This window comes from Chitinophaga pollutisoli, assembly GCF_038396755.1.
Classification (GTDB): Bacteria; Bacteroidota; Bacteroidia; order Chitinophagales; family Chitinophagaceae; genus Chitinophaga; species Chitinophaga pollutisoli.
In genome coordinates, this window is record NZ_CP149822.1 from 4,013,155 (window position 1) to 4,035,000 (window position 21,846).

General features: G+C 55.1%; 19 protein-coding genes and 1 tRNA gene (1 of these 20 only partly in view). 12 read left to right on the forward strand and 8 right to left on the reverse strand.

Going from position 1 to position 21,846, the window contains the following annotated elements; translation table 11 throughout:
• The first annotated feature begins 211 nt into the window (after positions 1-211).
• From WJU16_RS16810 to WJU16_RS16820, 3 genes are all read left to right on the forward strand, one after another.
• The gene (locus WJU16_RS16810) at positions 212-661 is read left to right on the forward strand and encodes an SRPBCC family protein (protein ID WP_341834641.1); all 450 of its coding nucleotides are present in this window, start codon (positions 212-214) and stop codon (positions 659-661) included.
• Between the two features lie 70 nt (positions 662-731).
• Positions 732-1,553 carry a helix-turn-helix transcriptional regulator gene (locus WJU16_RS16815; RefSeq protein ID WP_341834642.1) on the forward strand — a complete coding sequence of 274 codons (822 nt, stop codon included), beginning with the start codon at positions 732-734 and terminating at the stop codon, positions 1,551-1,553.
• A gap of 83 nt (positions 1,554-1,636) precedes the next feature.
• Positions 1,637-4,102, forward strand: coding sequence for a TonB-dependent receptor domain-containing protein (locus tag WJU16_RS16820; RefSeq protein ID WP_341834643.1), 2,466 nt, complete (start codon positions 1,637-1,639; stop codon positions 4,100-4,102).
• A gap of 206 nt (positions 4,103-4,308) precedes the next feature.
• Here the strand turns inward: WJU16_RS16820 and WJU16_RS16825 are convergent.
• Positions 4,309-4,380 (reverse strand) — tRNA-Glu (locus WJU16_RS16825).
• 141 nt (positions 4,381-4,521) lie between these two features.
• On the opposite strand from WJU16_RS16825, the gene gap reads away from it, so the two are divergent.
• Positions 4,522-5,538 carry a type I glyceraldehyde-3-phosphate dehydrogenase gene (gene gap, locus WJU16_RS16830; protein WP_341834644.1) on the forward strand — a complete coding sequence of 339 codons (1,017 nt, stop codon included), beginning with the start codon at positions 4,522-4,524 and terminating at the stop codon, positions 5,536-5,538.
• 96 nt (positions 5,539-5,634) lie between these two features.
• Positions 5,635-6,831 (forward strand): phosphoglycerate kinase, encoded by a 1,197-nt coding sequence (locus WJU16_RS16835; protein WP_341834645.1) that lies wholly within the window; start codon positions 5,635-5,637, stop codon positions 6,829-6,831.
• Between the two features lie 73 nt (positions 6,832-6,904).
• Here the strand turns inward: WJU16_RS16835 and WJU16_RS16840 are convergent, their stop codons facing one another.
• Positions 6,905-8,278, reverse strand: a complete 1,374-nt coding sequence (locus WJU16_RS16840) for a dipeptidase (protein ID WP_341834646.1) — start codon at positions 8,276-8,278, stop codon at positions 6,905-6,907.
• 232 nt (positions 8,279-8,510) lie between these two features.
• Positions 8,511-8,975, reverse strand: coding sequence for a response regulator (locus WJU16_RS16845; protein WP_298715824.1), 465 nt, complete (start codon positions 8,973-8,975; stop codon positions 8,511-8,513).
• Between the two features lie 329 nt (positions 8,976-9,304).
• Between WJU16_RS16845 and WJU16_RS16850 the strand changes: the two genes are divergently transcribed.
• The 5 genes from WJU16_RS16850 (at position 9,305) to WJU16_RS16870 (ending at position 12,838) form a co-directional block, all read left to right on the forward strand.
• The gene (locus WJU16_RS16850; protein WP_341834647.1) at positions 9,305-9,883 is read left to right on the forward strand and encodes a LemA family protein; all 579 of its coding nucleotides are present in this window, start codon (positions 9,305-9,307) and stop codon (positions 9,881-9,883) included.
• A gap of 85 nt (positions 9,884-9,968) precedes the next feature.
• Positions 9,969-10,424 (forward strand): TPM domain-containing protein, encoded by a 456-nt coding sequence (locus tag WJU16_RS16855; RefSeq protein WP_298715822.1) that lies wholly within the window; start codon positions 9,969-9,971, stop codon positions 10,422-10,424.
• A gap of 113 nt (positions 10,425-10,537) precedes the next feature.
• The gene (locus WJU16_RS16860; protein WP_341834648.1) at positions 10,538-11,254 is read left to right on the forward strand and encodes a TPM domain-containing protein; all 717 of its coding nucleotides are present in this window, start codon (positions 10,538-10,540) and stop codon (positions 11,252-11,254) included.
• A gap of 101 nt (positions 11,255-11,355) precedes the next feature.
• Positions 11,356-12,297 (forward strand): hypothetical protein, encoded by a 942-nt coding sequence (locus WJU16_RS16865; protein WP_341834649.1) that lies wholly within the window; start codon positions 11,356-11,358, stop codon positions 12,295-12,297.
• 73 nt (positions 12,298-12,370) lie between these two features.
• On the forward strand, positions 12,371-12,838 hold the full coding sequence (locus tag WJU16_RS16870; protein ID WP_341834650.1) for a CHRD domain-containing protein: 468 nt from the start codon (positions 12,371-12,373) through the stop codon (positions 12,836-12,838).
• Positions 12,839-13,084: 246 nt separating this feature from the next.
• On the opposite strand, the gene WJU16_RS16875 is transcribed toward WJU16_RS16870, so the two are convergent.
• From WJU16_RS16875 to WJU16_RS16895, 5 genes are all read right to left on the reverse strand, one after another.
• The gene (locus tag WJU16_RS16875; protein ID WP_341834651.1) at positions 13,085-14,161 is read right to left on the reverse strand and encodes a membrane dipeptidase; all 1,077 of its coding nucleotides are present in this window, start codon (positions 14,159-14,161) and stop codon (positions 13,085-13,087) included.
• A 24-nt stretch (positions 14,162-14,185) separates the two neighbouring features.
• On the reverse strand, positions 14,186-15,274 hold the full coding sequence (locus tag WJU16_RS16880) for a D-TA family PLP-dependent enzyme (RefSeq protein ID WP_341834652.1): 1,089 nt from the start codon (positions 15,272-15,274) through the stop codon (positions 14,186-14,188).
• A 7-nt stretch (positions 15,275-15,281) separates the two neighbouring features.
• Positions 15,282-15,746, reverse strand: coding sequence for a RidA family protein (locus WJU16_RS16885; protein WP_341834653.1), 465 nt, complete (start codon positions 15,744-15,746; stop codon positions 15,282-15,284).
• Positions 15,747-16,311: 565 nt separating this feature from the next.
• Entirely contained in the window at positions 16,312-17,634 is a 1,323-nt protein-coding gene (locus WJU16_RS16890) for a gluconate:H+ symporter (protein WP_341834654.1), read from the reverse strand.
• A gap of 161 nt (positions 17,635-17,795) precedes the next feature.
• Complete coding sequence (locus WJU16_RS16895; protein ID WP_341834655.1) at positions 17,796-20,384, reverse strand: M1 family aminopeptidase; 2,589 nt, start codon at positions 20,382-20,384, stop codon at positions 17,796-17,798.
• A gap of 125 nt (positions 20,385-20,509) precedes the next feature.
• On the opposite strand from WJU16_RS16895, the gene WJU16_RS16900 reads away from it, so the two are divergent.
• Together WJU16_RS16900 and WJU16_RS16905 are read left to right on the forward strand one after the other, a co-directional pair.
• Entirely contained in the window at positions 20,510-21,016 is a 507-nt protein-coding gene (locus tag WJU16_RS16900) for a biotin/lipoyl-containing protein (RefSeq protein WP_341834656.1), read from the forward strand.
• 20 nt (positions 21,017-21,036) lie between these two features.
• Positions 21,037-21,846 carry the 5' portion of a DUF4476 domain-containing protein gene (locus tag WJU16_RS16905; protein ID WP_341834657.1) on the forward strand. 780 nt of this gene lie beyond the right edge of the window, so only the first 810 of its 1,590 coding nucleotides appear in the window; the start codon lies at positions 21,037-21,039; the stop codon falls past the right edge of the window.

A 21,846-nucleotide genomic window follows, 5' to 3' on the forward strand; every position in this document is an offset into this window, starting at 1 on the left:
TTAGCATAGTAGCCCGGTTGCTGTGAAGCGCCGGGCTTTTTCGCGCCAGGTCGCAAATAGACCCCGGATTTGTCGTATTCTGCCACCTCTGTTATCGGATTTTACCGCCACTTTTGTAGTGCAAACGATCGAAACCGGTGGAGCAGCAACCACGTCAAAAAACGGGCGGAACCGAAAAGCCAGAAGAGTAGGACCCAAAAAAACAGATCTTATGTCAGCCAATTCAGTTTCTTTCCACAGAATGCTTAAAACCACACCGGAAAAGGTTTTCCGTGCTTTTACCGAATCCGCCGCCATTGCAAGCTGGCTTCCTCCGTACGGATTTCTCTGCACCGTACACGAACAGGACGCAAAAGTGGGTGGTACTTACCGGATGTCGTTCCAAAACTTTTCCACCGGCAACAGCCATTCCTTCCATGGGAAGTATTTGGAAATCAAACCGAATGAATTGTTGAAATATACAGATGTATTTGACGATCCCAATCTTCCCGGCGAAATGATCACGACGATCTCCATGCGTAAGACCATCGCAGGAACAGAAATCAACATTACGCAGGAAGGGTTGCCCGCCGCCATCCCGGTAGAGTTCTGCTACCTCGGCTGGCAGGAATCGCTGGAGAAGTTGGCGAAGCTCGTGGAGCCGGAGATCCCGGATGCGTGAGGAAATACATGTAAAGCGATCCTGTCGGGATCGCTTTTTTGATATCGCCAGGTTGCGTATCTTGAACGTGATGGGAAAAGCACTGAATGGCATACCGGTAAAATCGAAAATTGCGGCAGACAGCCTCTTTAAGATCAGCACGATGAAAGCGGTCATCAAGCCCACGTGGCCGCATCGCCATGCAGATTATCATGAGTTGATCTTCCTGGATGACGGAGCCGGTTTTCATGAAATCGATGATAGCCGGTTTGATGTAAATCCTCCGGTTGTGTTTTATCTAAGACCCGGCCAAACGCACTGCTGGAACTTTTCAGCACTGCCCAAAGGTTACGTCCTGCTGTTCAGGGAAGAACTGCTGCTGAAGGATGATATCGATTTTCTGTTTGGACTATCTGCCTGCACGCATATTACGGAAGATGCGCGCCTCTTTCCCCTCCTGGCGGATCTGTACAGTGAATTTCAGGCCGGCGGGATGGCAGACCCGGTTGCAGGCGCTTTTCTCCACTTGCTCGTCATAAAGCTGAAAGCGGTCGCAGGAACCAAGATGGGCGGGGCGGGACTGGCAGACGGACTCTTCCAGCAATACAAACGCATGGTCAACGATCATTTCCAGGAAAGCAGGCTGCTCAAGTTTTATGCCGGCCGGCTGAATACGACCGTTGGCACCTTACATGCCGCCTGTAAAAAGTCGACGGGTAAAACGGCCGCGTCCATCATCAACGAACGGGTGTTGCTGGAAGCCAAAATGCTGCTATCGGCAACGGCTTTACCAATTAAGCAGATCGCCGCGGACCTGCAGTTCTCCGATGCCCCCCATTTCGCCCATTTCTTTAAACAACATACGAACCTTACGCCCCGTAAATACCGCGATATGGCCCTTTCGAAGCAATGATTCTACAATAATTGCCTTCGATCCTACAATCCCGCATTTCTTTGGCCGCTTATCTTTGCGACGGTTTAATATAATCGTCCCTGATGAACTGCAGATTACTGACTCTCTTTATTTTCCTGACCGTAGCCCAGGTGGCCGTGGCGCAAAAGGCCGTCATTTCCGGAACCGTGAACGACGAGAAAGGCGGCCATCCCCTCGAATACGCCAGCGTGGCACTCTTCCGGCAGGGGGACTCTTCCCTCGTAACCGGGGCGCTGACCAACGCACAGGGTGGTTATGTATTGGAGAAATTGCCGCCCGGCAATTATTACCTCAGGGTATTGTACATGGGCTACCAGACGCGTTATGTCGGTAGTATCTCCCTTGCTGCCGGCACGAAGCTGCAACTGGGCAATATGGCGCTCCGGCCCGGAAGCGCCATGCTGAATGCTGTGAATGTCACCGGTACGCAGGCGGAGGTGCTGAATAAAATCGACCGGCAGTCTTACCGCGCCGGGCAATTCGAGTCTGCCCGGGGCGGCAATGCCATGGATGTCCTGAAGAACCTGCCTTCCGTTTCTATGGATGGCGAAGGCGGGATCAGCGTGCGCGGTTCGTCCGGATTCCTGGTCATGATCAACGGAAAGCCGGTGATTACAGACGCGCGCACCGTACTTAGTCAGCTTCCGGCCAATGCGATCGAGAACATCGAAATGATCACCGCGCCTTCCGCGAAATACGATCCCGACGGCAAAGGCGGCATTATCAATATTATTACGAAGAAAGGCGCTGCCGACGGGCTGACGCTTTCCGCCAATCTAATGGCCGGGCTCCCCAGTACCGGCGACCATGGAAACAAGGAAAAGCCGAAGCGCTTCGGCGGCGATCTGACTGTCAACTGGAAAAAGAACAAATGGGATGTCTCCATCGGCGGCAATTACACCCGGAACGATAATGCCGGCTATCGTGAAGGCGACGTGTTTACGAAAAACTTTTCAACCAAAGTGCAGACCTTTTTCCCATCTCACGGAGAGCGGAGTTTCGATAAATACAATTATGCAAGCCGCGCCTCTGCCACTTTTACGGCTGATTCCAGTAATGTTTTTTCTGCCGGGGTATTTATTGGAAAAAGGTTCCAGGCCCGTACGGCGGACATTCTGTACGAGAACGCGGCGATAGACCTGACCACTGGCGGCCAGATCCGCCATACTACGTATTATAACGAAAACCTGCAGACGAAGCAAGGCAATTTTTACCTGGGGAACCTGGACTATACCCATACATTCCGGAACAAGTCTTCCCTCACAGCGTCCGCTTTATGGGAAAGCGCGCGCCTTTACGGCAATACCCGGAACAGGAACCTTGCCTGGCCCAATACGGCCCAGGTGTTGCAAGAAGTATATAATCCTTATGAAAATCCGATCAATGGTTACCGGCTCCGCCTGGATTACGCAGTACCGGTCGGGAAGGGCAAACTGGAAAGTGGTTACCAGTTCCGGCATGACACGCAGGATGGAAGATTCGATTACTTTGTAACGCCTGAAGCTTCCCAGGCGGATGCGGACCGGTTTCGCGGGGCTGCCAGCGCCCGCAACCAGGTGCATGCCGTGTATTCCCAGTATTCGGGAAAGTACCAAAAGCTGGAATACGTGGCGGGTCTGCGGTATGAAAATGCCGCCAGAACAGTCCGGCTTTCCTATGATCCGCTGCCGCATAAGCTGAACTTGTCGAATTTGTTCCCTTCTGCTAACCTCCTGTATGGCATCAGCCAGTCGTGGAAAGCGAAGGCGGGCTACAGCAAACGGATCCAGCGTACCAATAACTATGAGCTGAATCCCATACCGGAGCGCGAGCACTCCGAAACCCTGGAGCAGGGTGACCCGGACCTGTTGCCGTCGTTCATTGACCTGGCCGAGTTGGGAGTGGTGCATACGATGAAAAAAGGCTCCGTTTTCGCGACGGTGTATTATCAGTACATTAAAAATCCCATCCAGCGGGTGAACAGTGTATATGCCGATACGATCCTGAACCGGGTGTTCACCAATGCGGAAGCAGCGTCGTCGATGGGGCTGGAAGCCGGAGCAAGCCTGGAGCCGACAAAGTGGTGGAGCCTGTATGCAGGGGGGAACATCTATAAATACAACATCAAGGGTGATTTGAGTATTCTGGGGGAGAAGACGGCGGTCGATAATGCGCGCTGGGTATATTCCATCAATGCTAACACGAATTTCAAACTGGGCGCCAACTGGAGCATTCAGGGCAATGTGAGCTACTTGTCTGCCCGGCCTACCGCGCAAGGAGAGGATTCGCGGTTCCTGGTGCCGAATGCGTCGCTGAAGAAGACGTTCCTGGATGGCCGGTTATCTGCGTTGTTGCAGTGGCAGAATATCGACCTGGGCATGCGGCAGGCGCAACGACAGCGGATAACCACCAGCGGCCGCGACTTTTTCACGACCACCAATTACATCTATGAAACGGATGTGTTCCTCATCAGCCTGGGTTATAACCTGAACCGCCTCACCGGGAAATCGAAGTTGCCGGGCAGTGAGTTTGGGGATAAGGAATTTTAAATACGCAGCGGGAGACAAGTATGTTTCGCCACCGTAAACCACCGGATCGGAAATTGTTTTCGGCAAGACGAAGTTGTACGGGCAGTGGACAAGGAGGGATAGATGCAAAAGGAATACGAACGGGGGGGATGGTCAAAATGCTGGGATTGCGGATTAGCTATAAAGAAAAAGGGCATTTCAGGTAATATTGAAAATGCCCTTTTTTGTACCGCGTACGGGAATCGAACCCGTCATTCCTCCGTGAAAGGGAGGCGTCTTAACCGCTTGACCAACGCGGCGGTTCCCTGTTTGGGATTGCAAAGGTAATATCCATTTTGATAATTCCAAAAAAATTTGGGTTAAGTAAATATCTATTGATTAATCCCCGCTAACCATGTAATTTCGCTACTCAATTTTTCATCTACAAACTACAGTGTAAAATGGGAACTTCTCTTAAAATTGGTATTAATGGTTTCGGTCGCATCGGCCGCCTGGTATTCCGCCAGATTTACAACATGCCCGGCATCGACGTCGTAGCGATTAACGACCTTACCAGCCCCGCGGTTTTAGCGCATCTGCTGAAATATGACTCTGCACAAGGTAGATTTGGACAGGACGTGAAGCACACCGACAACGCAATCGTTGTAAACGGCGAGGAAGTGAAGATATATGCCCAGAAAGATCCCTCCCAGATTCCCTGGAAATCCCACGAAATCGACGTGGTGATCGAGTGCACCGGCTTCTTCACCGACAAAGCCAAAGCTGAAGCGCACATCACCGCCGGCGCCAAACGCGTTGTGATCTCCGCTCCCGCCACCGGCGACCTGAAAACCGTTGTATTCAACGTGAACCACGATATCCTGGACGGTACCGAAACAGTTATCTCCTGCGCTTCCTGCACCACCAACTGTCTCGCACCCATGGCTAAAGTAATGAATGACAACTACGGCATCGTTACCGGCCTGATGACCACCATCCACGCTTACACCAACGACCAGAACACCCTGGACGCTCCGCACCCGAAAGGCGACCTCCGCCGCGCCCGCGCCGCAGCCGCCAACATCGTGCCCAACAGCACCGGCGCCGCCAAAGCCATCGGCCTCGTACTGCCCGAACTGAAAGGTAAACTGGACGGTAACGCCCAACGCGTTCCCACCATCACCGGCTCCCTCACCGAGCTCACTACCATCCTCACCAAAAAGGTGACCGCGGAAGAAATCAACGCCGCCATGAAAGCCGCTGCCAACGAATCTTTCGGATATACCGAAGACGAAATCGTTAGCTCCGACATCATCGGCATCAACTTCGGTTCCCTGTTCGACGCCACCCAAACCAAAGTGATGACGCAGGGTGACGTTCAGATCGTGAAAACCGTTTCCTGGTACGATAACGAAATGTCTTACGTTTCCCAACTCGTACGCACCGTGAAACACTTCGCAGGCCTGATCTCCAAATAATCAGCCGCGTACAAAATATAGCCAACCCTCCGCATCCAGCTGCCACAACAGCCCGCGGAGGGTTTTTTGTCTTTACTTTCCTAAATCGAAAACAACATGAGCCAATTCTCCCAGCATAATTTCAAAGGCCAGAAAGCCGTAGTGCGCGTCGATTTCAACGTGCCCCTCAACGAACAGCGCGAAATCACCGACGACACCCGCATGCAGGCCGCCGCCCCCACCATCAAAAAAATCCTCGCTGATGGTGGCGCCGTCATCCTCATGAGCCACCTCGGACGCCCGAAAGACGGCCCCTCCGAAAAATATTCCCTCCGCCACCTGGTAAACCGCCTCATCAAACTGCTCGACGGCGCTACCGTGAAATTCGCGGAAGACTGCATCGGCGAAACCGCCGAAACCGCGGCCGCCAACCTCCAGATGGGTGAAGTCCTCCTCCTGGAAAACCTCCGCTTCCATAAAGAAGAGGAAAAAGGCGATAAAGCCTTCGCCGAAAAACTGGCCAAACTGGGCGACATCTACGTAAACGACGCCTTCGGCACCGCCCACCGCGCCCACGCATCCACCGCCGTGATCGCCGAATTCTTCCCGAAAGACAAAAAAATGTTCGGCCTCCTCATGGAAGCGGAAACCGCGAGCGCCGAAAAAGTGCTCCACAGCGCAGAAAAACCCTTCACCGCCATTCTCGGCGGCGCCAAAGTGTCCGACAAAATCCTCATCATCGAAAACCTCATGACCAAAGCCAATAATATCATCATCGGCGGCGGCATGGCATACACCTTCCTCAAAGCGCAGGGCAAGGAAATCGGCAACTCCCTCGTGGAAAACGATAAACTCGACCTCGCCAACGAACTGCTCGCCAAGGCGAAATCCCTCGGTGTACAGCTCCTCATCCCCGAAGATTCCATCGCGGCTGACAAGTTCGCGGCAGACGCCAACACCCAGGAAGTCTCCAACGACAACATCCCCGCCGGCTGGATGGGCCTCGACATCGGGCAAAAATCCATCGCCGCCTTCAGCGAAGTGATCGCCAATAGCAAAACCATCCTCTGGAACGGACCCATGGGCGTATTCGAAATGCCCGCCTTCCAAAACGGTACCAAAGCCATCGCCGACGCGATTGTGAAAGCGACCGAAAAAGGCGCCTTCTCCCTCGTGGGCGGCGGCGACTCCGTAGCCGCGGTAAACCAGTTCGGCCTGGCCGACAAGGTGAGCTACGTATCCACCGGCGGCGGCGCCATGCTCGAGTTCTTCGAAGGCAAGGAGCTCCCCGGCATCGCGGCGGTAAGAAAATAACAAGGATTATATACCATAAAAAAAGCCCGGCCTGGTCCTCACCAGCCGGGCTTTCTCTTTTATCATCAAGGCGTTACTTGCCGCTCAGTTCCGCAAAGTACTTGTGGAAATAAGGAATGGTTTCGATGCCTTTGTAATAGTTGTCGATCCCATACTTCTCGTTGGGGGAGTGCAGGTTGTCGCTGTCGAGCCCGAAGCCCATGAGCACCGTTTTCAGCCCGAGGATCTTCTCGAACAAGGCCACGATGGGAATGGAACCGCCGCCGCGAACCGGGATGGGCTGCTTGCCAAAGGTCGCATTGATAGCTTCGCTGGCTGCCTTGAAAGCCACGGAATCCGTAGGCGTCACATACGCAGCGCCGCCATGGTGGGGCGTTACCTTGACTTTTACCGATGCGGGAGCGATCGAAGCGAAGTGCTTGGCGAACAGCTCGGAGATCTTTTCCCAGTCCTGGTTCGGTACCAGGCGCATGGAAATCTTGGCGAAAGCCTTGGAAGGCAACACCGTTTTGGCGCCTTCGCCGGTATAACCGCCCCAGATCCCGTTCACCTCGCAGGTAGGACGCGTGCCGGTACGCTCGAAAGTGGAATAGCCTTTCTCGCCCCAAAGCTCGTCCACGCCCAGGTCCTGCTTATATTCCGCCTCGTCGTAAGGCGCGCTGTTGAGGGCTTTGCGCTCTTCGTCGGTGAGCACCACCACGTCGTCGTAGAAGCCGGGGATGGTGATGTGGTTGTTTTCGTCGTGCAGGGACGCGATCATTTTCGCCAGGATGGTGGCGGGGTTGCCCACGGCGCCGCCGTAAACGCCGGAGTGCAGGTCGCGGTTGGGGCCGGTCACTTCCACTTCCATGTACGCCAGCCCGCGGAGGCCGGTGTCGAGCGAAGGCGTGTCGAGGCTGATCATGGCCGTGTCGGAAATCAGCACCACATCGGCCGCCAGCTTGTCTTTATTTTCCGAAAGGAATTTGCCCAGGTTGCCGGAGCCCACTTCTTCCTCGCCTTCGATCATGAATTTCACGTTGCAGGGCAGGGTATTGGTGTTGAACATGGTCTCAAACGCTTTCACGTGCATGTAAAACTGGCCTTTATCGTCGGCGGAGCCGCGCGCGTAAATCTTGTTGTCTTTGATCACGGGCTCGAACGGCGGGCTGTCCCACAGGTCGAGGGGATCGGGCGGCTGCACGTCGTAGTGGCCGTAAACGAGTACGGTAGGGAGTTTGGCGTCGATGATCTTTTCGCCGTAAACAATAGGATGACCGGCAGTCGGGCATACCTCCACATTGTCAGCACCTGCTTCTACCAGCCTTTGCTTCACGGCTTCCGCGCAGCGTTTCGTGTCTTCATTATGGCGGGAGTCCGCGCTGACGGAGGGGATCCTCAACAGTTCCAGCAACTCGTTCAGGAAACGGTCTTTGTGCTGGGCCTGGTAATCTTTCCAAACTTGCATTTTTGAGCTATTAAACGTTCACAATGGACGCAATTTAAAGGAAAATGCCGCACGGCCCGTTTCCGTGAGGGGAAAAATGATAACCGGCCGCCGGAAAGTCCGCTGCCCGGGCCGCCGTTGTGTCACTCACTTGTACGGCTGCGGGGCTTTTCAGCTTTTCTTGCCGGGAAAAGGGGCACAAAAAAGGAAGGGCGTACCCTTCCTTCTTCAAATATTACGAAATTGTTTGCGCTCAGGAAATCAGCTTCTGCCGGAGCAGGAACTCCAGCTGCTCGTTCACGCTGAGGAGTTTTTCCGTCAGCTCCCGGTTCTCCTTGCGGAGGGCGTACACCTCATACGCCTTCTCGATGTTGTGGCGAAGCTCCTCGTCGTTCCAGGGCTTGGAGAAATACTTGTACACCTGGCCCTTGTTGATGGCGTCGATCACCGCGTTGATGTCGGCGTAACCGGTCAGCAGGATGCGGATGGGCTCGGGGTACTTGTTCAGGATGGATTCGAAAAACTCGATCCCTGTCATTTTGGGCATGCGCTGATCCGAAATAATGATGTGAAATTCGTGGTCCTCCAGTAATTTGTACGCTTCCTCGGCCGATTCTGCGGTCTGCACCGTATAAATTCTTCTGAAAGAGGCCTTAAAAGCATTCAGATTGTGAATTTCATCATCTATATAAAGGATGTGGATATGTTGTGCACTCATTTTATGTACGCAGATGACTTTTAGTAAGTTAATAAAAATTAGTGAGTTAGCGAACACCGGACTGTTACGTCCGTGTCATAACTATCACAGGATTGGCATTCTCATGGTTTTTCCGTGGTTGTTTTCACTTTCTGGTACCGGTGGAAATCCGGATCAAACATAGATATTTTTCACCATCCCATTTTCAACTTTCTGACGATTGCAAAGGATGATTTGGTAACCGCTGGAACTTTGCTGGTAACCGTTTTACGCCAAAGCAGTTTTTGCGCTTTCCGTTATTTCTTGTAGGTTTGGGCATACCCGTTAATTTCATTAAAAAAAGAATCAATATGAAAACTGGAATCATTGTGATCATTCTCCTGGTGCTCCTCGGATTTTTCGGTTGCAGCAAGTACAACGGAATGGTGAAGAGCGACGAGAACGTTCAAAAAGCGTGGGGCAACGTGGAAACCCAGTACCAACGCCGGGCAGATTTGATCGACAACCTGGTAAGCACCGTGAAAGGTTCTGCCAACTTCGAGCAGGAAACCCTTACCAAGGTAATCGAAGCCCGCTCTAAAGCCTCATCCGTTCAGGTGAACGCCAACGATCTTTCCCCCGAAAACATCGCGAAATTCCAGCAGGCACAGAGCGAACTGGGCGGAGCGCTCAGCCGTTTGCTCGTGACCGTTGAGCAATATCCTCAATTGCGGACCACCGAGCAGTTCCAGACCCTCATGGCCCAGATCGAAGGCACGGAAAACCGAATCTCGGTTGCCCGGAACGACTTCAACGCGGCTGTTAACACCTTCAACAGCTCCATCCGCACCTTCCCCAACAACCTCATCGCCGGCATCGGCGGGTTTAAGGAAAAAGGATACTTCAAGGCGGCGGAGGGCTCCGAGAAGGCGCCCAAAGTGCAATTCTAGCAACATCGCCTCCCTAATGGACGGCCCGGGGGCAGCAAACACTGCCCCCGGCCGTCTTTTACAGGATGCCTAACATACGTTTCCCATGAAACTGTTCCCCTTTAAGAAAAAGGAATTCTTTACCGAAGAGGAGAAAACCCGCCTCGTGCAGGCCATCCGGCTCGCCGAAAGGCTCACCTCCGGCGAAATACGCCTGTTCGTGGAAAGCCATTGCGAATACGTGGACCCCATGGACCGCGCCCGCGAAGCCTTCCTCTCCCTCGGCATGGAAAAAACCAGGCAACGCAACGGCGTACTCCTGTACATCGCCCTGCGCGACCACCAGTTCGCCATCCTGGGCGACCAGGGCATCCACGAAAAAGTGGGCGACGACTTCTGGAAACATGAAGCCGACCTGCTGCGCCACCACTTTTCCGGTCAGCGCATCGTGGAAGGCATCGAAGTTTGCGTGAAAGAAATCGGGGAATCCCTCCTCAGGTATTTCCCCTTTGAATCCGGTGACGCCAACGAGCTGCCGGACGATATTGTTTTTGGAAAGTAGATACGGATAATGATGCACAAGCTTAAAAAATAGGATGCCTTCGCTGGTTACTGGCCCTCGGGCTGGTATGGCTCGGCCTGGGCGCCTTCGCGCAGGATGTTCCGAAAAAGCCCGTGCCGGAGCGGTTGGTAAACGACTACGCGGGTGCCCTCGTGCAGTCGGAAGTCGACGAGCTGGAAAGGAAGCTCGTGGCATACGACGATAGCACCTCCTCCCAGATCGCCATCGTCCTTGTCAAAACCACCGGCGATTACGATGCCTTCGATTATGGTCTGAAACTCTTTCGCGAATGGGGCATCGGCGGCCCCAAAAGCAATGGCGTGCTCATCCTCGCCGCGATGGACGACCGCAAGATGCGGATCATCACCGGTTACGGCATGGAAGGATCCGTCCCTGATGCCGTGGCCTTCGGCATTGTCAATAAAATTATCAAGCCCGCATTCCAGCAGGGGCATTATTACCAGGGGCTCGACGAAGCGGTAGACAAAATCTTCGCAGCCGCAGCCGGGGAATATAAAGGTGTGCCCCGCAGCAATTCCCGCGGCGAAGGCGGCGGAGGCGGACTCTTCGGGCTCATCATACTTATAATTATTCTCGTCGTGATCTTCGGCTCCCGTGGCGGAGGCGGTGGAGGCGGCGGCAGGGTGATCTCCCGGCGTGGCGACAGTGTCATTGGCGGTATTCTCGGCGGCATGATCGGCAGCAGTCTCGGTGGAGGCGGTAGCCGTGGCGGCGGTTGGGGCGGCGGAGGCGGTGGCTTCGGCGGAGGTGGCTTCGGCGGTTTCGGCGGAGGCTCCAGCGGAGGTGGCGGCGCCGGCGGCAGCTGGTAGCCACACAAACCTGTAAGTGAGTCCTGCAGCGGATTTTCAGTCATCGTGGTGTGTAATTAATCGTTACATTCGTTACCTGACTGAAAATCCGTTTTTATTTTATGTTACTCCAAATCCTGAACGGCGACGCAACGCGGGAAATATTCGAAAAGAGCGGTCTGCCCGGCCAGCCGCTCGCCTGGCGCGAAATGCTCAGCGAAGGCATGACCCCTGCCGGCTGCGACATCGGCCGGTTTTTCGAAAAAAGGGCGGATCATCTGCAAACCGTCTACGGCATCAACCGCGAAACCTACCTGGCGGATATCGCCCAAGCCCGCAAAATGCTCCAGCAGGCATCGCAATACGAGGAAATCGTGTTGTGGTTCGAATTTGACCTGTTCTGCCAGGTCAACCTGGTTTTCCTTATCAATTATCTTTTGCGCCTCAATACACCCATGCCCCGCGTCAGCGTGGTGCAACCGGGCAGCCACCCCGACGTGCCGGATTTCAGGGGTATAGGCATGCTCCGGCCAGCCCAGCTGCCCGCCCTGTTCGAAAACCGCAGTTACCTGGAGGCGGCCGACTGGCAGCTGGCTTCCGCCGCCTGGGAAGCCTACACCAACAATAACCCCCTCGCCCTGGAAGCGCTCACCGGCAGGTCCGCTCCGAACCTCCCGTTTCTCGGCAGCGCGCTCCTTGCGCACCTGCAACGCCTGCCGTCGGCGGAAGACGGGCTGAACAGCATCGAGCGTTTTTTCCTGGAGCAGCTGGCGGAAGGTCCGTCGGTTGATCACCAGCTCTATGAAAGGCTTTGGAAGGAAAAGAAGGTTTATGGGTTCGGGGATTTCCAATTGGCGGCTGTTATCAGCCGGATGGCGGAGGCTGGGGTCATCATCCGCACCGGAGAAACCCTGGAAATAACGGAAACCGGCGGCCAGGTGTTGCGCGGGGAAATCGATTACCTGTCGCTGGCGGATTTCGCCAACGCCTGGTTGGGCGGGCTGCCGCTTCATGATACCCCCTGGCGGTGGAGCACCATTGAAGGGAAAGTGGTGAAGATGTAAAGCGAAATACGGCTGCGGAAAAGAAGCAGGCAACCCTTTGCAGGCGAGCGCCGTATTCTCCTGAAAAGCCGATATGAAAAACTTGCGTGCCTGGGCGTTAGGCCTGTTAATAGTGTGCTGCCTCCCGGCGGTTTCCTGCAAAAAGGATAAAGACGATAAACTGTATACCGCCAACAACGCTCCCATGAGCGGCGGACAGGAATTTCCCGCGGTTACCACCACCGCCACGGGGAATTTTGATGCCTCGTATAACCGGGAATCCAAACAATTGACGATCACCGTGCGCTGGCAGGGCCTGAGCGGCAATGCCACCCTCGCGCATATCCACGGACCGGCCGCCAAAGGCGCAAATGCCGGTGTCCTGCAGAATTTTACGCCGATACTTCCGCTCACACAAAGCGGCACATTTTCAACGAGTTTCACGCTGAACGGTACCAACCAGCTGGAAGAAGACCTCCTGGCCGGTAAATGGTACGTGAACATTCACACCGCCAACCACCCCGGCGGCGAGATCCGCGGGCAGATCGAACTGACTTATTGAGAATGAAACCGGCTACAGTAGCGTACTGACTGAAGAAATAGCTTGCTTGCCGGGTGCAGGGATGAAAAACTTCCTGCCGCACAAGTGAGTGACACAACGGCGGCCGGGAAGCGGGAACATGACCGTCAAACTGCAACGATACTACTTCATATAGCCATTAAAAGACACACCGGTAACTCGAAAAACAGGAACAAACCCCAAAAACGAGGGCTGAATTGCTTCAGCCCTTTTCTTTTGCAGCATTGGTTATTTCCAGGCGTCCAGCAAAAAGCGGATCCAGTTTTTGTACATGATGTTGTCGATGTCGTTGCTCTTGTACCCGCGCCTGCGGAGGATATCAGGCACTTTCTGGAGGCCCGCGATCGTGCCGAGGTCTCCGGGCGATTGCTCGGAGCCGAATGCGCCGTCGAGGTCGGAGCCGATGGCGGCATGATGCGAATTGCCGGCGAGCTGGCAGATATGATCGATGTGGTTGGCCACATGTTCCAGCGAAACGCCGGTGTTTTCTGGTGTACTCTTGCCGCGCTGCCAGCCCGGGATGAGCATCCAGGCGTCGAAGGCGGTACCGATCACAGCCCCGCGCTGGATCAGCAGCGAAAACTGCTCGTCGCTGAACTGGCGGTTGTGCGGCACCAGCGCGCGGCTGTTATGATGACTGGCCCAAACGGGACCGGTATAAATATCCATCGCTTCGGTAAAACTTTCGTCGCAAAGGTGCGTGGCATCGAGGATGAAGCCGAGGCGGTCCATTTCCTTGAGCAGCGCGCGGCCTTTGGTGCCTAGCCCGCCGGTAGAATCGGTGCCGTAAGCATATACGCCTGGGCCGTAATGCGCCGGTCCGATCGCGCGGAGCCCATAAGCCCAGGCTTTTTCGACGCAGGCCAGTTCGTAGAACGAATCGGCGCCCTCGAGGCTGAGGATGAAACCCACGGGGAGGGAACTGGTGTCTTCCGCGGTTTCCCAGAGTTTGAGGTGGGCGGAAAGTTGGTCGGCATTCGTGATTTGCGTCATTTCACCACGTGAGACCATGGCCTGGTACCAGGCGAGCTGTCCCTGCGTCTGCGCCCAGGCCTGTTCCTGCGAATGCCAGCCGGGCAGGGGATTATCGAGCCCCACGTACCGCGCGATCTGCGTGGCCACGCACAGGCCTACCCGGCCTTTGCGCATCTCGGGGAGCGAAACGGTGCCGCGTTCGCGGTCGGGTTTATCGGTGAGGCCTTTCTCCCGGTCGCGGATAGCCTGAACGGAGGTGGTGAGGTCGCGGTTCCACTCCAGGGCGTTCATGCTCAGGTCCAGGTGCGCGTCAAAAATCACTGATTGCATAGATATATCCAGATTGAAGTATTGTCAGAGTAGCCGTCCGCGGGCAATGGCCCAGGTGCCGGTATTGCTGCCGTTTTCGATGACGAGGGCTTCGTTGTATAACGCCACAGTGGGGCATACGTGCCAGGGTGTCCCATACAATACGTCGCCAACCTGCCATTTGTCCGCTTCCGGTGTTTTTACGACGAGGTGCTCTTCGCTTTGGGAAATAACCTCGTACGTTTTGAGCGCGGGGAAGAAAACGCGCTTTGTGATGGGATTTTCGGCGGATACCGCTTTATGCCCCAGGTCCAGCGTGATGTGGCCTTCCTGCGGTTTGGAAATCACGCGGGTGAGGAGTTGCGCGGCCACCACAAAATGCTGGTCGGGGAGGCCGGTGCCGTAGCCTTCGTCCCACAGCAGGCAGGTGCCGGGGCTGAGGGTGACGTTGGCCCGGCGGGCGTGGATGGGGAAAGTGGGTGTTCCGCCGGCGATGATTTCAGGGGGATGGATTTGCGCGGCGAGCTGCTCCACCGCGGCGAAGGCTTCGTTGCACTCCCGGGTGCGCGATTCGATATCGGATGCACGGATGTGGCCGTCGTAAACGTGCAGCCCGGCGGGTTCCACGTTGGGTAGCGACTGGAGTTCCCGCCAGAGCGGTGCGGCTTTTTCGGAAGTGATGCCGGTGCGCCGCATGCCGTCGTCTATATCGATGTACAGGCGGGCTTTGGAGCCGTGCGGCGCGTGAAGGTCGTTCATGAGCCGGGCGGAGGCGGCGTTGTCGGTCAGCGAAGCGAAGCGGGACGCGGGATACTGCTGTTGAAGGTCTACGAAAGCCTGGGCCATGGGGGCGTTGAGCTGGTAGGCGAGCAGGATGTCGGGCGCACCGGTTTCTGCGAGCATGCGGGCTTCGGCGAGCGTTGCGCATTTGAATCGGCGGATACCCTGGTTGAGCTGCATCCTCACCACCGGCGCCATTTTATGGGTTTTGACATGGGGCATGAGCCTTTCGGGCCCGCCGGCCATGTCGATCATCAGGCGGATATTTTCGGAAATGTGTTCGGGAAACACGAGCAAGACCGGGGAAGGTAGTTCCGACGGGGAAATAACAGGTTGTTGAGTGGCAGGTTGCATGTATGTTTTAATCTGATAATTCAAAAATAGCTTCGATCTCCACGGTGATGTTATCCGGGAGGGAGCCCATGCCTACGGCGCTTCTGACGCCGACGCCGTTTTCCTGGCCCCAGATTTTGACAAACAGTTCGCTGCATCCGTTGATGACGTGCGGATGGGTGCCGAATTCCGGGGTGGCGTTGACCATTCCCAGGATTTTGATGACTCTTTTGATCCGGTTGAGCGAACCGAGTTGCGCCACGAGGGTGGAGAGGATGGTGAGCCCTACCTGCTGGGCGGCGAGCTTGGCGCCGTCGGCGTTGACATCTTGCCCGGCTTTTCCGTGCAGGAGCGAACCGTCTGGCAGAACAGGCCCGTGGCCGGAGACGTAGACGAATTTATCGACGATCATCAGGGGTTTGTACACTCCTTTAGGCGCGGGCGGCGGTGGCAGGACCAGGCCCAGTGCCGCAAAATTTTCGGCTACGTTCATCAGGAAATTTGTTTAAAGTTAACCTAATATTTTTTGCATTTCAAAGTGGTTTAGTTGCAGTTTTTGCAACAATATTGGGCATTCCCTGAATATTATTTGCAGTGCTGGCAGTTTCGATGCATATCATCATGATAGCGAAAACAAATGGGCGGAGACAGCTACCGCTCTAGTTTACCCAGGGGATACGTCATGGATACTTCGGGGATACTCCGGGGATACTTCGGGGATACTCCGGGGATACTCCGGGGATACTCCGTGCATTCAGCAAGGGTAATGTATTCCGCCTATATGCTTTAACCATACAGTTAATATACAGTAACTATACAGTAACTATACGGTAACTATACAGTAACCATGCTGTAAATCTTTTTCAGGACGAAACCCGATGTATGAAATTACCCGGTTTGAAGTATGGGGAGCATGATACAGATCATGACTTCAACTGTTTCTGATGGGTTCGTTTCGTTTTTTTTAAATTTTCAGGTATATAAAACCGGCGGCCTTTTTTCCCTTCACCTGCTCCATCCAACACTACACATATAAATCACCCAGCATGTTAACCCGTTTACAAAAACGCCTGCAGGGCGAGCACGCCGAGCAACCCGCAGACCGATACGATGGTTTCCATGACGGACCAGGTGGCGAAAGTCTGTTTCAGGGTAAGATTGAAGTATTCCTTAAACAACCAGAAGCCGCCATCGTTCACGTGGCTGAACATGAGACTGCCCGCCCCGATGGAAAGTACCATCAGTTCGGGGTGAACCTGTTGCTGCTGGATGATGGGTAGGAGAATGCCGACGGTGGTAAGTCCCGCTACCGTGGCGGATCCTACGCAAACGCGTATGGCCGCTGCAATCAGCCAGCCCAGTACCAGCGGGGATAAGGCGAGCCCTTGCATGGACTGGCCAATATAGGTGTTGATTCCACCGTCTTTGATCACCTGCATAAAAACGCCGCTGCCGGCGATGATGAGCATGATCGGGGCCACGTCTTTGAATGCAGTTTCGAGGGATTTCATGAGTGATTTCATGCCTGTTCCGCGGCGAAGCCCGAGGAAGTAGATGGCGGCCAGGAGCGAAAGCAGCATGGCGATATTAGGATCTCCGATAATGGATACCGCCGGTCGCAGGGGGCTGCCAGGCGCCATGAAGGGATCGAGGGCCGTGGTGATGGTGAGGAGTATGAGGGGGAGCAGCGCGGTGAAGAGGCTGATGCCCAGTCCTGGCAGCTCATTGTCCGGCCGTTGCTGAATCTGTACGAGCCCTTGTTCGGGTGTAACTTCCATTTTCCGTAGTGTGCTGCCGAACAGGGGACCGGCGATGGCGATGGTGGGGATGGCGATGATAAGGCCGTATACGAGCGTCTTGCCCAGGTCTGCTCCCAGTTGCTGGCTGATGGCTGTGGGGGAGGGGTGCGGGGGTAAAAAGCCGTGGGCGGTGGATAATGCCGAAATCATTGGGATGCCGAGATACAGCAGGGGCAGTCTGGTGGAAAGGCCCGTGGCAAAGATCAGGGGTACCACGATCACGAAGCCGGCGGTGTAAAACATCGGGATGCCTACGAGCAACCCGGCCAGCGCCATGCCCCATTGAATCCTGGGGATGCCGAAAATCCGGATCATCGATGAAGTAATCCGTTGCGCGGCGCCGCTGTCGGCCACCAGCTTGCCCAGCATGGCGCCGAAGCCCAGGATGGTGACGAGCGACCCAAGGGTGGCGCCGATGCCGCCGGTAATGGATTTGCCGATGGCGGGGCCGTCGAGTCCGCAGGCCAGGGCCAGCAGGATGCTGACGATAATAAATGAGATGAAGGTGTCGAGTTTCGCCCACATAATCAGGGCAATCAGCAGGAGTATGGAAAGAAGGACCAGTAACAAGGGTGATAGCATCGGGCTGTGGAATTTTATGAGTTGAAGATAACAAAGCCCGGTAATAAATACCATAAAAAAAGCAGCTCCCCGGATGGAGAGCTGCTGAAAAGGATATCGGAAGCGGAAGTGAGTGACACAACGGCGGCCGGGTCAGAGAACCGGGGCCGGCGCTATCATCATTAATCTTCCTTGGTTTGTTCCTTGATCTTCTGCACGGTTTGCAGGATGTGGCTGGCCTGTTTGCTGAGCTCGTTGCGGAGCTCGCCGGATGAAGCGGCGGCTTTCTCCTGCTTTTTCTTCGCGATGGGCTGCATCAGGTTCATGATGTAGTTGTTCACCCAGTTGTTATTGAAGGAGGTGATGGCATCGGTCACGTCGTCCACGCCTTTGGTGACCAGAGCGGTATTGTCGATCTGGCCGAGGATGCCCAGGTAGAGGATGGCGGCGCCGATTTTATCCTGCCCGGTGCTGTTGGCGAGGTTGGTGGCGAAGTAGGGCACATCCGCTTCGCTGCCGTTCTGGGCGTATACGTTGGCGATCGCGGTACCGAGGGCGCCACGGGCGTCTTTCTCCATGGATTTGGCGAGCGGGTATGCCTTTTTCAGGTCGAGGTCGGCGAGGCCCACGAGTCCGGCGCCTTCCACGAGGTAGGAGCGGTCTTTCAGTGCGGCTTCAAACAGCGCTACGTACTGCGGATCCTTCAGTTTGCTGATCTGCTTGAGGGAAGCGGCGCGCACCGGCGCTGCGGGATCGTTCTTCGCGAGATCGAGCAAAATGGGCAGGGCGGCGGTTTTTACGTCGTTGTTATCCATTTTGAGGCCAGCGATGGCGATGGCGCGGAGGCCTTCGAACTTGTCTTTCAGTGCAGCGATCACTGTGGCGCGGGCATCCGCGTTGCCAGTCTGCTGTTTCAGGCACTCTTCGATAGCCTCGCGGCGGTCGCGGTAGGTAGGCGCGTTTTTATATTGGAAAACGTAAGTGGCCAGGTTACGGCGGTCAGTTTTTTCGAGAATGAGGATCTTGTCGCCGTCCACATTCACGAAATCAGGCTTTCCGTTTACGGGGAAGCTGAAATGGCTCGTCTTCTCCGTAATGCGCACTTTGTGGCGGGTCTTTTTGCCGCCTTCGTACACGTCGATCGCGATGGGGAGGTCGAAGATCTTCTCGCCCTTCTGCTCGATCGTTACACCGGCGAATCCGGGCTTGCTATAGTCGTAGGCGATATCCAGCGTAGGATATCCCTTGCCGAAGTACCATTGGTTGAAGAACCAGTTCAGGTCCTGCCCGGTCACTTCTTCCGCGGCGAGGCGGAAGTGGTGGGATTCCGTGGCTTTGAAGGCGTTGGTTTTCAGGTAGAGGTTCATGGATTTGAAGAAGGCTTCGTCGCCCAGGTAGTTGCGCAGCATATGCAGGATGCGGCCGCCTTTTTGGTAAGTGATGGCGTCGAACATATCCTCCTGGCTGTGGTAATGGAAGCGTACCAGGTGATGGTCGCCGCGGTACTGGGCGGATTCCATGTAATTGTGCATGGAATTGTAGCCGTGTTCATCCGCCGCGTCTTTACCGAACTTGTGTTCGAACCAGAGGTATTCGCTGTAGTCGGCGAAAGATTCGTTCATGGTAAGGTTGCTCCAGGACTCGCAGGTGGCGAGGTCGCCGAACCAGTGGTGGAACAGCTCGTGTGCAATGACGGACTCGCCGAGGCGCTCGTCGTCGTCGAGCAGCTCGCGGTCGGTTTTTTGCACGAAATCACCGAAAATGGAGGCGGTGGTATTTTCCATGGCGCCGGAAACGTAGTCGCGCACCACGATCTGGCTGTATTTCACCCAGGGGTAGTCGTAGCCGAGCATTTTGGAGAAGAAGGTCATCATTTCGGGCGTATTGCCGAAGATGGCTTTTGCGTGGGGGCCATACTCCTTTTCCACGTAATAGTTTACTTCTTTACCGCGCCAGCTGTCTTTCACCACGGCAAATTCGCCCACGGCCATCATAAAGAGGTAAGGGGCGTGGGGGAGCTCCATGCGCCAGGTGTCGGTACGGGTACCGTTGGCATTGGCTTTTTGGCTGATCAGCTTGCCGTTGGAGAGGGTGACGTACTTTTTGTCGACCGTCATGGAGATCTCGGAGGTGGTGCGCTGGTTGGTTTTGTCGATGGTGGGGAACCATACCGAGGAGGCTTCCGTTTCGCCCTGGGTCCAGATCTGGATTGGTTTTTTGGGATCTGTGCCGTCGGGGTTGATGAAATAGAGGCCTTTGGCGTCGGTGATGGCCGCGCTGCCTTCGGCTTTCCATTCGTCTGGCTTAGCGGTATAATCTACATATACAATATAGGAATCGTTGCTGCTGTAAGTTTTGTTGAGTTTGACGCGGATGGTTTTCCCGTCGTATTCGTACTGGAGGGGTGTGGTGCGCGCGGCTTTCAGGAGGCCGTCTGACGGGAATTTGGCCACGGTGGCGCCGGCGGTCTGAACGAGGGAAACGGTGCGGATGTCCATGCCTTTGGCGTCGAGCGTAAGGCTGTCGGTGGGATAAAAGTGGGGTTTGAGGGTGATCCAGGCCTTGCCGATGAGTTGTCGTTTGGCGTAATCAAAGCGCACATCGAGCTTGGTGTGGACTACATTGTTGATTTTGGTGGGGGATGCCCGGTAAATGTTGAGTAGCGGATCTTCTTTGCTTTCCGCTGTTTGCGAGAAAACAGGGGAGCAGAGGCCCAGCATGGTGATTCCGGCTAACAGGAGAGCCGGAACTTTTTTAGATGATAAATACATGCAAAACGATTTGTTCAAAAATAAGCGCCCTCCCGGAGGGCAGGGGTCAAATTTAAACAAATGGCCCAAAAACGACGCAAGCGGTTAAAATTGTTATTTTTGTACAGATAGGACATGATTTTTATATGATCAAAGCTACTGTGAACGGCCGCAAGCCGTATGAAATAAATCCTTCGGGCGCCAGCGGCACTCCGGAGTGCGACGGGAAGCCCGTTGCCTGGAGTGCGGAACCCTTGCCTTCCGGCGGTTTCAGCATTCTTATGGACGGGAAAAGCTTCGTGGCCGAAGTGGTCGGGACCGACCGGGCCGAGAAGACCGTGACCCTCCGGATCGGGCAATCGGTGTATGAAGTGGGGCTTGAGGGGCCGATGGACCGTCTTCTTGCCTCCATGGGCCTCAGCGAGGCGGCAACCCGGAAAGTGAACGATATAAAGGCGCCCATGCCCGGCATGGTGCTGAAAATACTCGTGGAACCCGGGCAGGCTATCCGGAAAGGGGACCCCGTGCTCATCCTGGAAGCCATGAAAATGGAGAACGTATTCAAATCCACGGCGGACGCCGTTGTGAAAGAAATCAGGGTTACTGAGCGGAAAGCCGTTGAAAAAGGCGAAGTGCTCATTGTGCTGGAATAATATTTGTATCAGACATCATTATGCATTCAATCAAACTAAAACTGTTGTATCTGGCGTGCAGCCTGTTAATCGCCACAGGTCTTGCTGCGCAGGATGCGTCGTATTTCGTATATATTCAGCACGAGAAGCACCAGCCCTTTTACGTGAAACTGGACGGCGGCAAGCTGTTGAGCTCCTCCGTGAAAGGGTATCTCATCCTTCCCCGGATGGAGCCCGGCAAGTGGCCCGTGACGATCGGCTTCCCGAAAGGCGGAGCCCCCGAACAGCAATTCACCATCCGCCTCGTCGGCGGCCGCGATTATGGCTACCTGCTGAAGAATACCGAAGACCAGGACTGGGCCCTGTACGACCTGCAGACGTTCGCCTCCCTGAAGTCCTCCGGGGCCGGGGGCGCCCAACCCGCGGAAAAAACCTCTGAAGGGGAAGCGGTAGCGGTAACACGCATTTCCAGCGAAAGTGCAACGGCGGAACAAAAAGAACTAATCAATAACGTGCAGGCCGATGTGGAGGCCGCCCTGGCAAAGAAAGCCGCGGAAAAACCCGCGGAAGAAAAAGCTGCCGGAGAACAGGCGCCGGAAGAGAAACCCCTGGCCGAGGAAGCGCCCAAGGCTGAAATGCCCGCGGATACTACACCGGTAGTGGCTAAAACCGAACAAGCAGCACCCAAAAAGAAAAATAGCTTCGCCGAGTCGTTGGACAAGATCGTGACAGACGACCGTCCCGCAGATATGGATTTACCGAAACCTAAGCCCGCAGCGGTAACCGAGGCGCCTGTTGATATATCTCAACCCGTTGCCGAAACCGAAAAGCCCAAAAAGCGCAAGAAAGGC

What these genes read in the sequence shown, in the direction of transcription:
- WJU16_RS16810 (WP_341834641.1), top strand. Translation starts at nt 212, where the DNA reads ATGTCAGCCAATTCAGTTTCTTTCCACAGAATGCTTAAAACCACACCG.
- WJU16_RS16815 (WP_341834642.1), top strand. Translation starts at nt 732, where the DNA reads ATGGGAAAAGCACTGAATGGCATACCGGTAAAATCGAAAATTGCGGCA.
- WJU16_RS16820 (WP_341834643.1), top strand. Translation starts at nt 1,637, where the DNA reads ATGAACTGCAGATTACTGACTCTCTTTATTTTCCTGACCGTAGCCCAG.
- gap (WP_341834644.1), top strand. Translation starts at nt 4,522, where the DNA reads ATGGGAACTTCTCTTAAAATTGGTATTAATGGTTTCGGTCGCATCGGC.
- WJU16_RS16835 (WP_341834645.1), top strand. Translation starts at nt 5,635, where the DNA reads ATGAGCCAATTCTCCCAGCATAATTTCAAAGGCCAGAAAGCCGTAGTG.
- WJU16_RS16840 (WP_341834646.1), bottom strand. Translation starts at nt 8,278, where the DNA reads ATGCAAGTTTGGAAAGATTACCAGGCCCAGCACAAAGACCGTTTCCTG.
- WJU16_RS16845 (WP_298715824.1), bottom strand. Translation starts at nt 8,975, where the DNA reads ATGAGTGCACAACATATCCACATCCTTTATATAGATGATGAAATTCAC.
- WJU16_RS16850 (WP_341834647.1), top strand. Translation starts at nt 9,305, where the DNA reads ATGAAAACTGGAATCATTGTGATCATTCTCCTGGTGCTCCTCGGATTT.
- WJU16_RS16855 (WP_298715822.1), top strand. Translation starts at nt 9,969, where the DNA reads ATGAAACTGTTCCCCTTTAAGAAAAAGGAATTCTTTACCGAAGAGGAG.
- WJU16_RS16865 (WP_341834649.1), top strand. Translation starts at nt 11,356, where the DNA reads ATGTTACTCCAAATCCTGAACGGCGACGCAACGCGGGAAATATTCGAA.
- WJU16_RS16870 (WP_341834650.1), top strand. Translation starts at nt 12,371, where the DNA reads ATGAAAAACTTGCGTGCCTGGGCGTTAGGCCTGTTAATAGTGTGCTGC.
- WJU16_RS16875 (WP_341834651.1), bottom strand. Translation starts at nt 14,161, where the DNA reads ATGCAATCAGTGATTTTTGACGCGCACCTGGACCTGAGCATGAACGCC.
- WJU16_RS16880 (WP_341834652.1), bottom strand. Translation starts at nt 15,274, where the DNA reads ATGCAACCTGCCACTCAACAACCTGTTATTTCCCCGTCGGAACTACCT.
- WJU16_RS16885 (WP_341834653.1), bottom strand. Translation starts at nt 15,746, where the DNA reads ATGAACGTAGCCGAAAATTTTGCGGCACTGGGCCTGGTCCTGCCACCG.
- WJU16_RS16890 (WP_341834654.1), bottom strand. Translation starts at nt 17,634, where the DNA reads ATGCTATCACCCTTGTTACTGGTCCTTCTTTCCATACTCCTGCTGATT.
- WJU16_RS16895 (WP_341834655.1), bottom strand. Translation starts at nt 20,384, where the DNA reads ATGTATTTATCATCTAAAAAAGTTCCGGCTCTCCTGTTAGCCGGAATC.
- WJU16_RS16900 (WP_341834656.1), top strand. Translation starts at nt 20,510, where the DNA reads ATGATCAAAGCTACTGTGAACGGCCGCAAGCCGTATGAAATAAATCCT.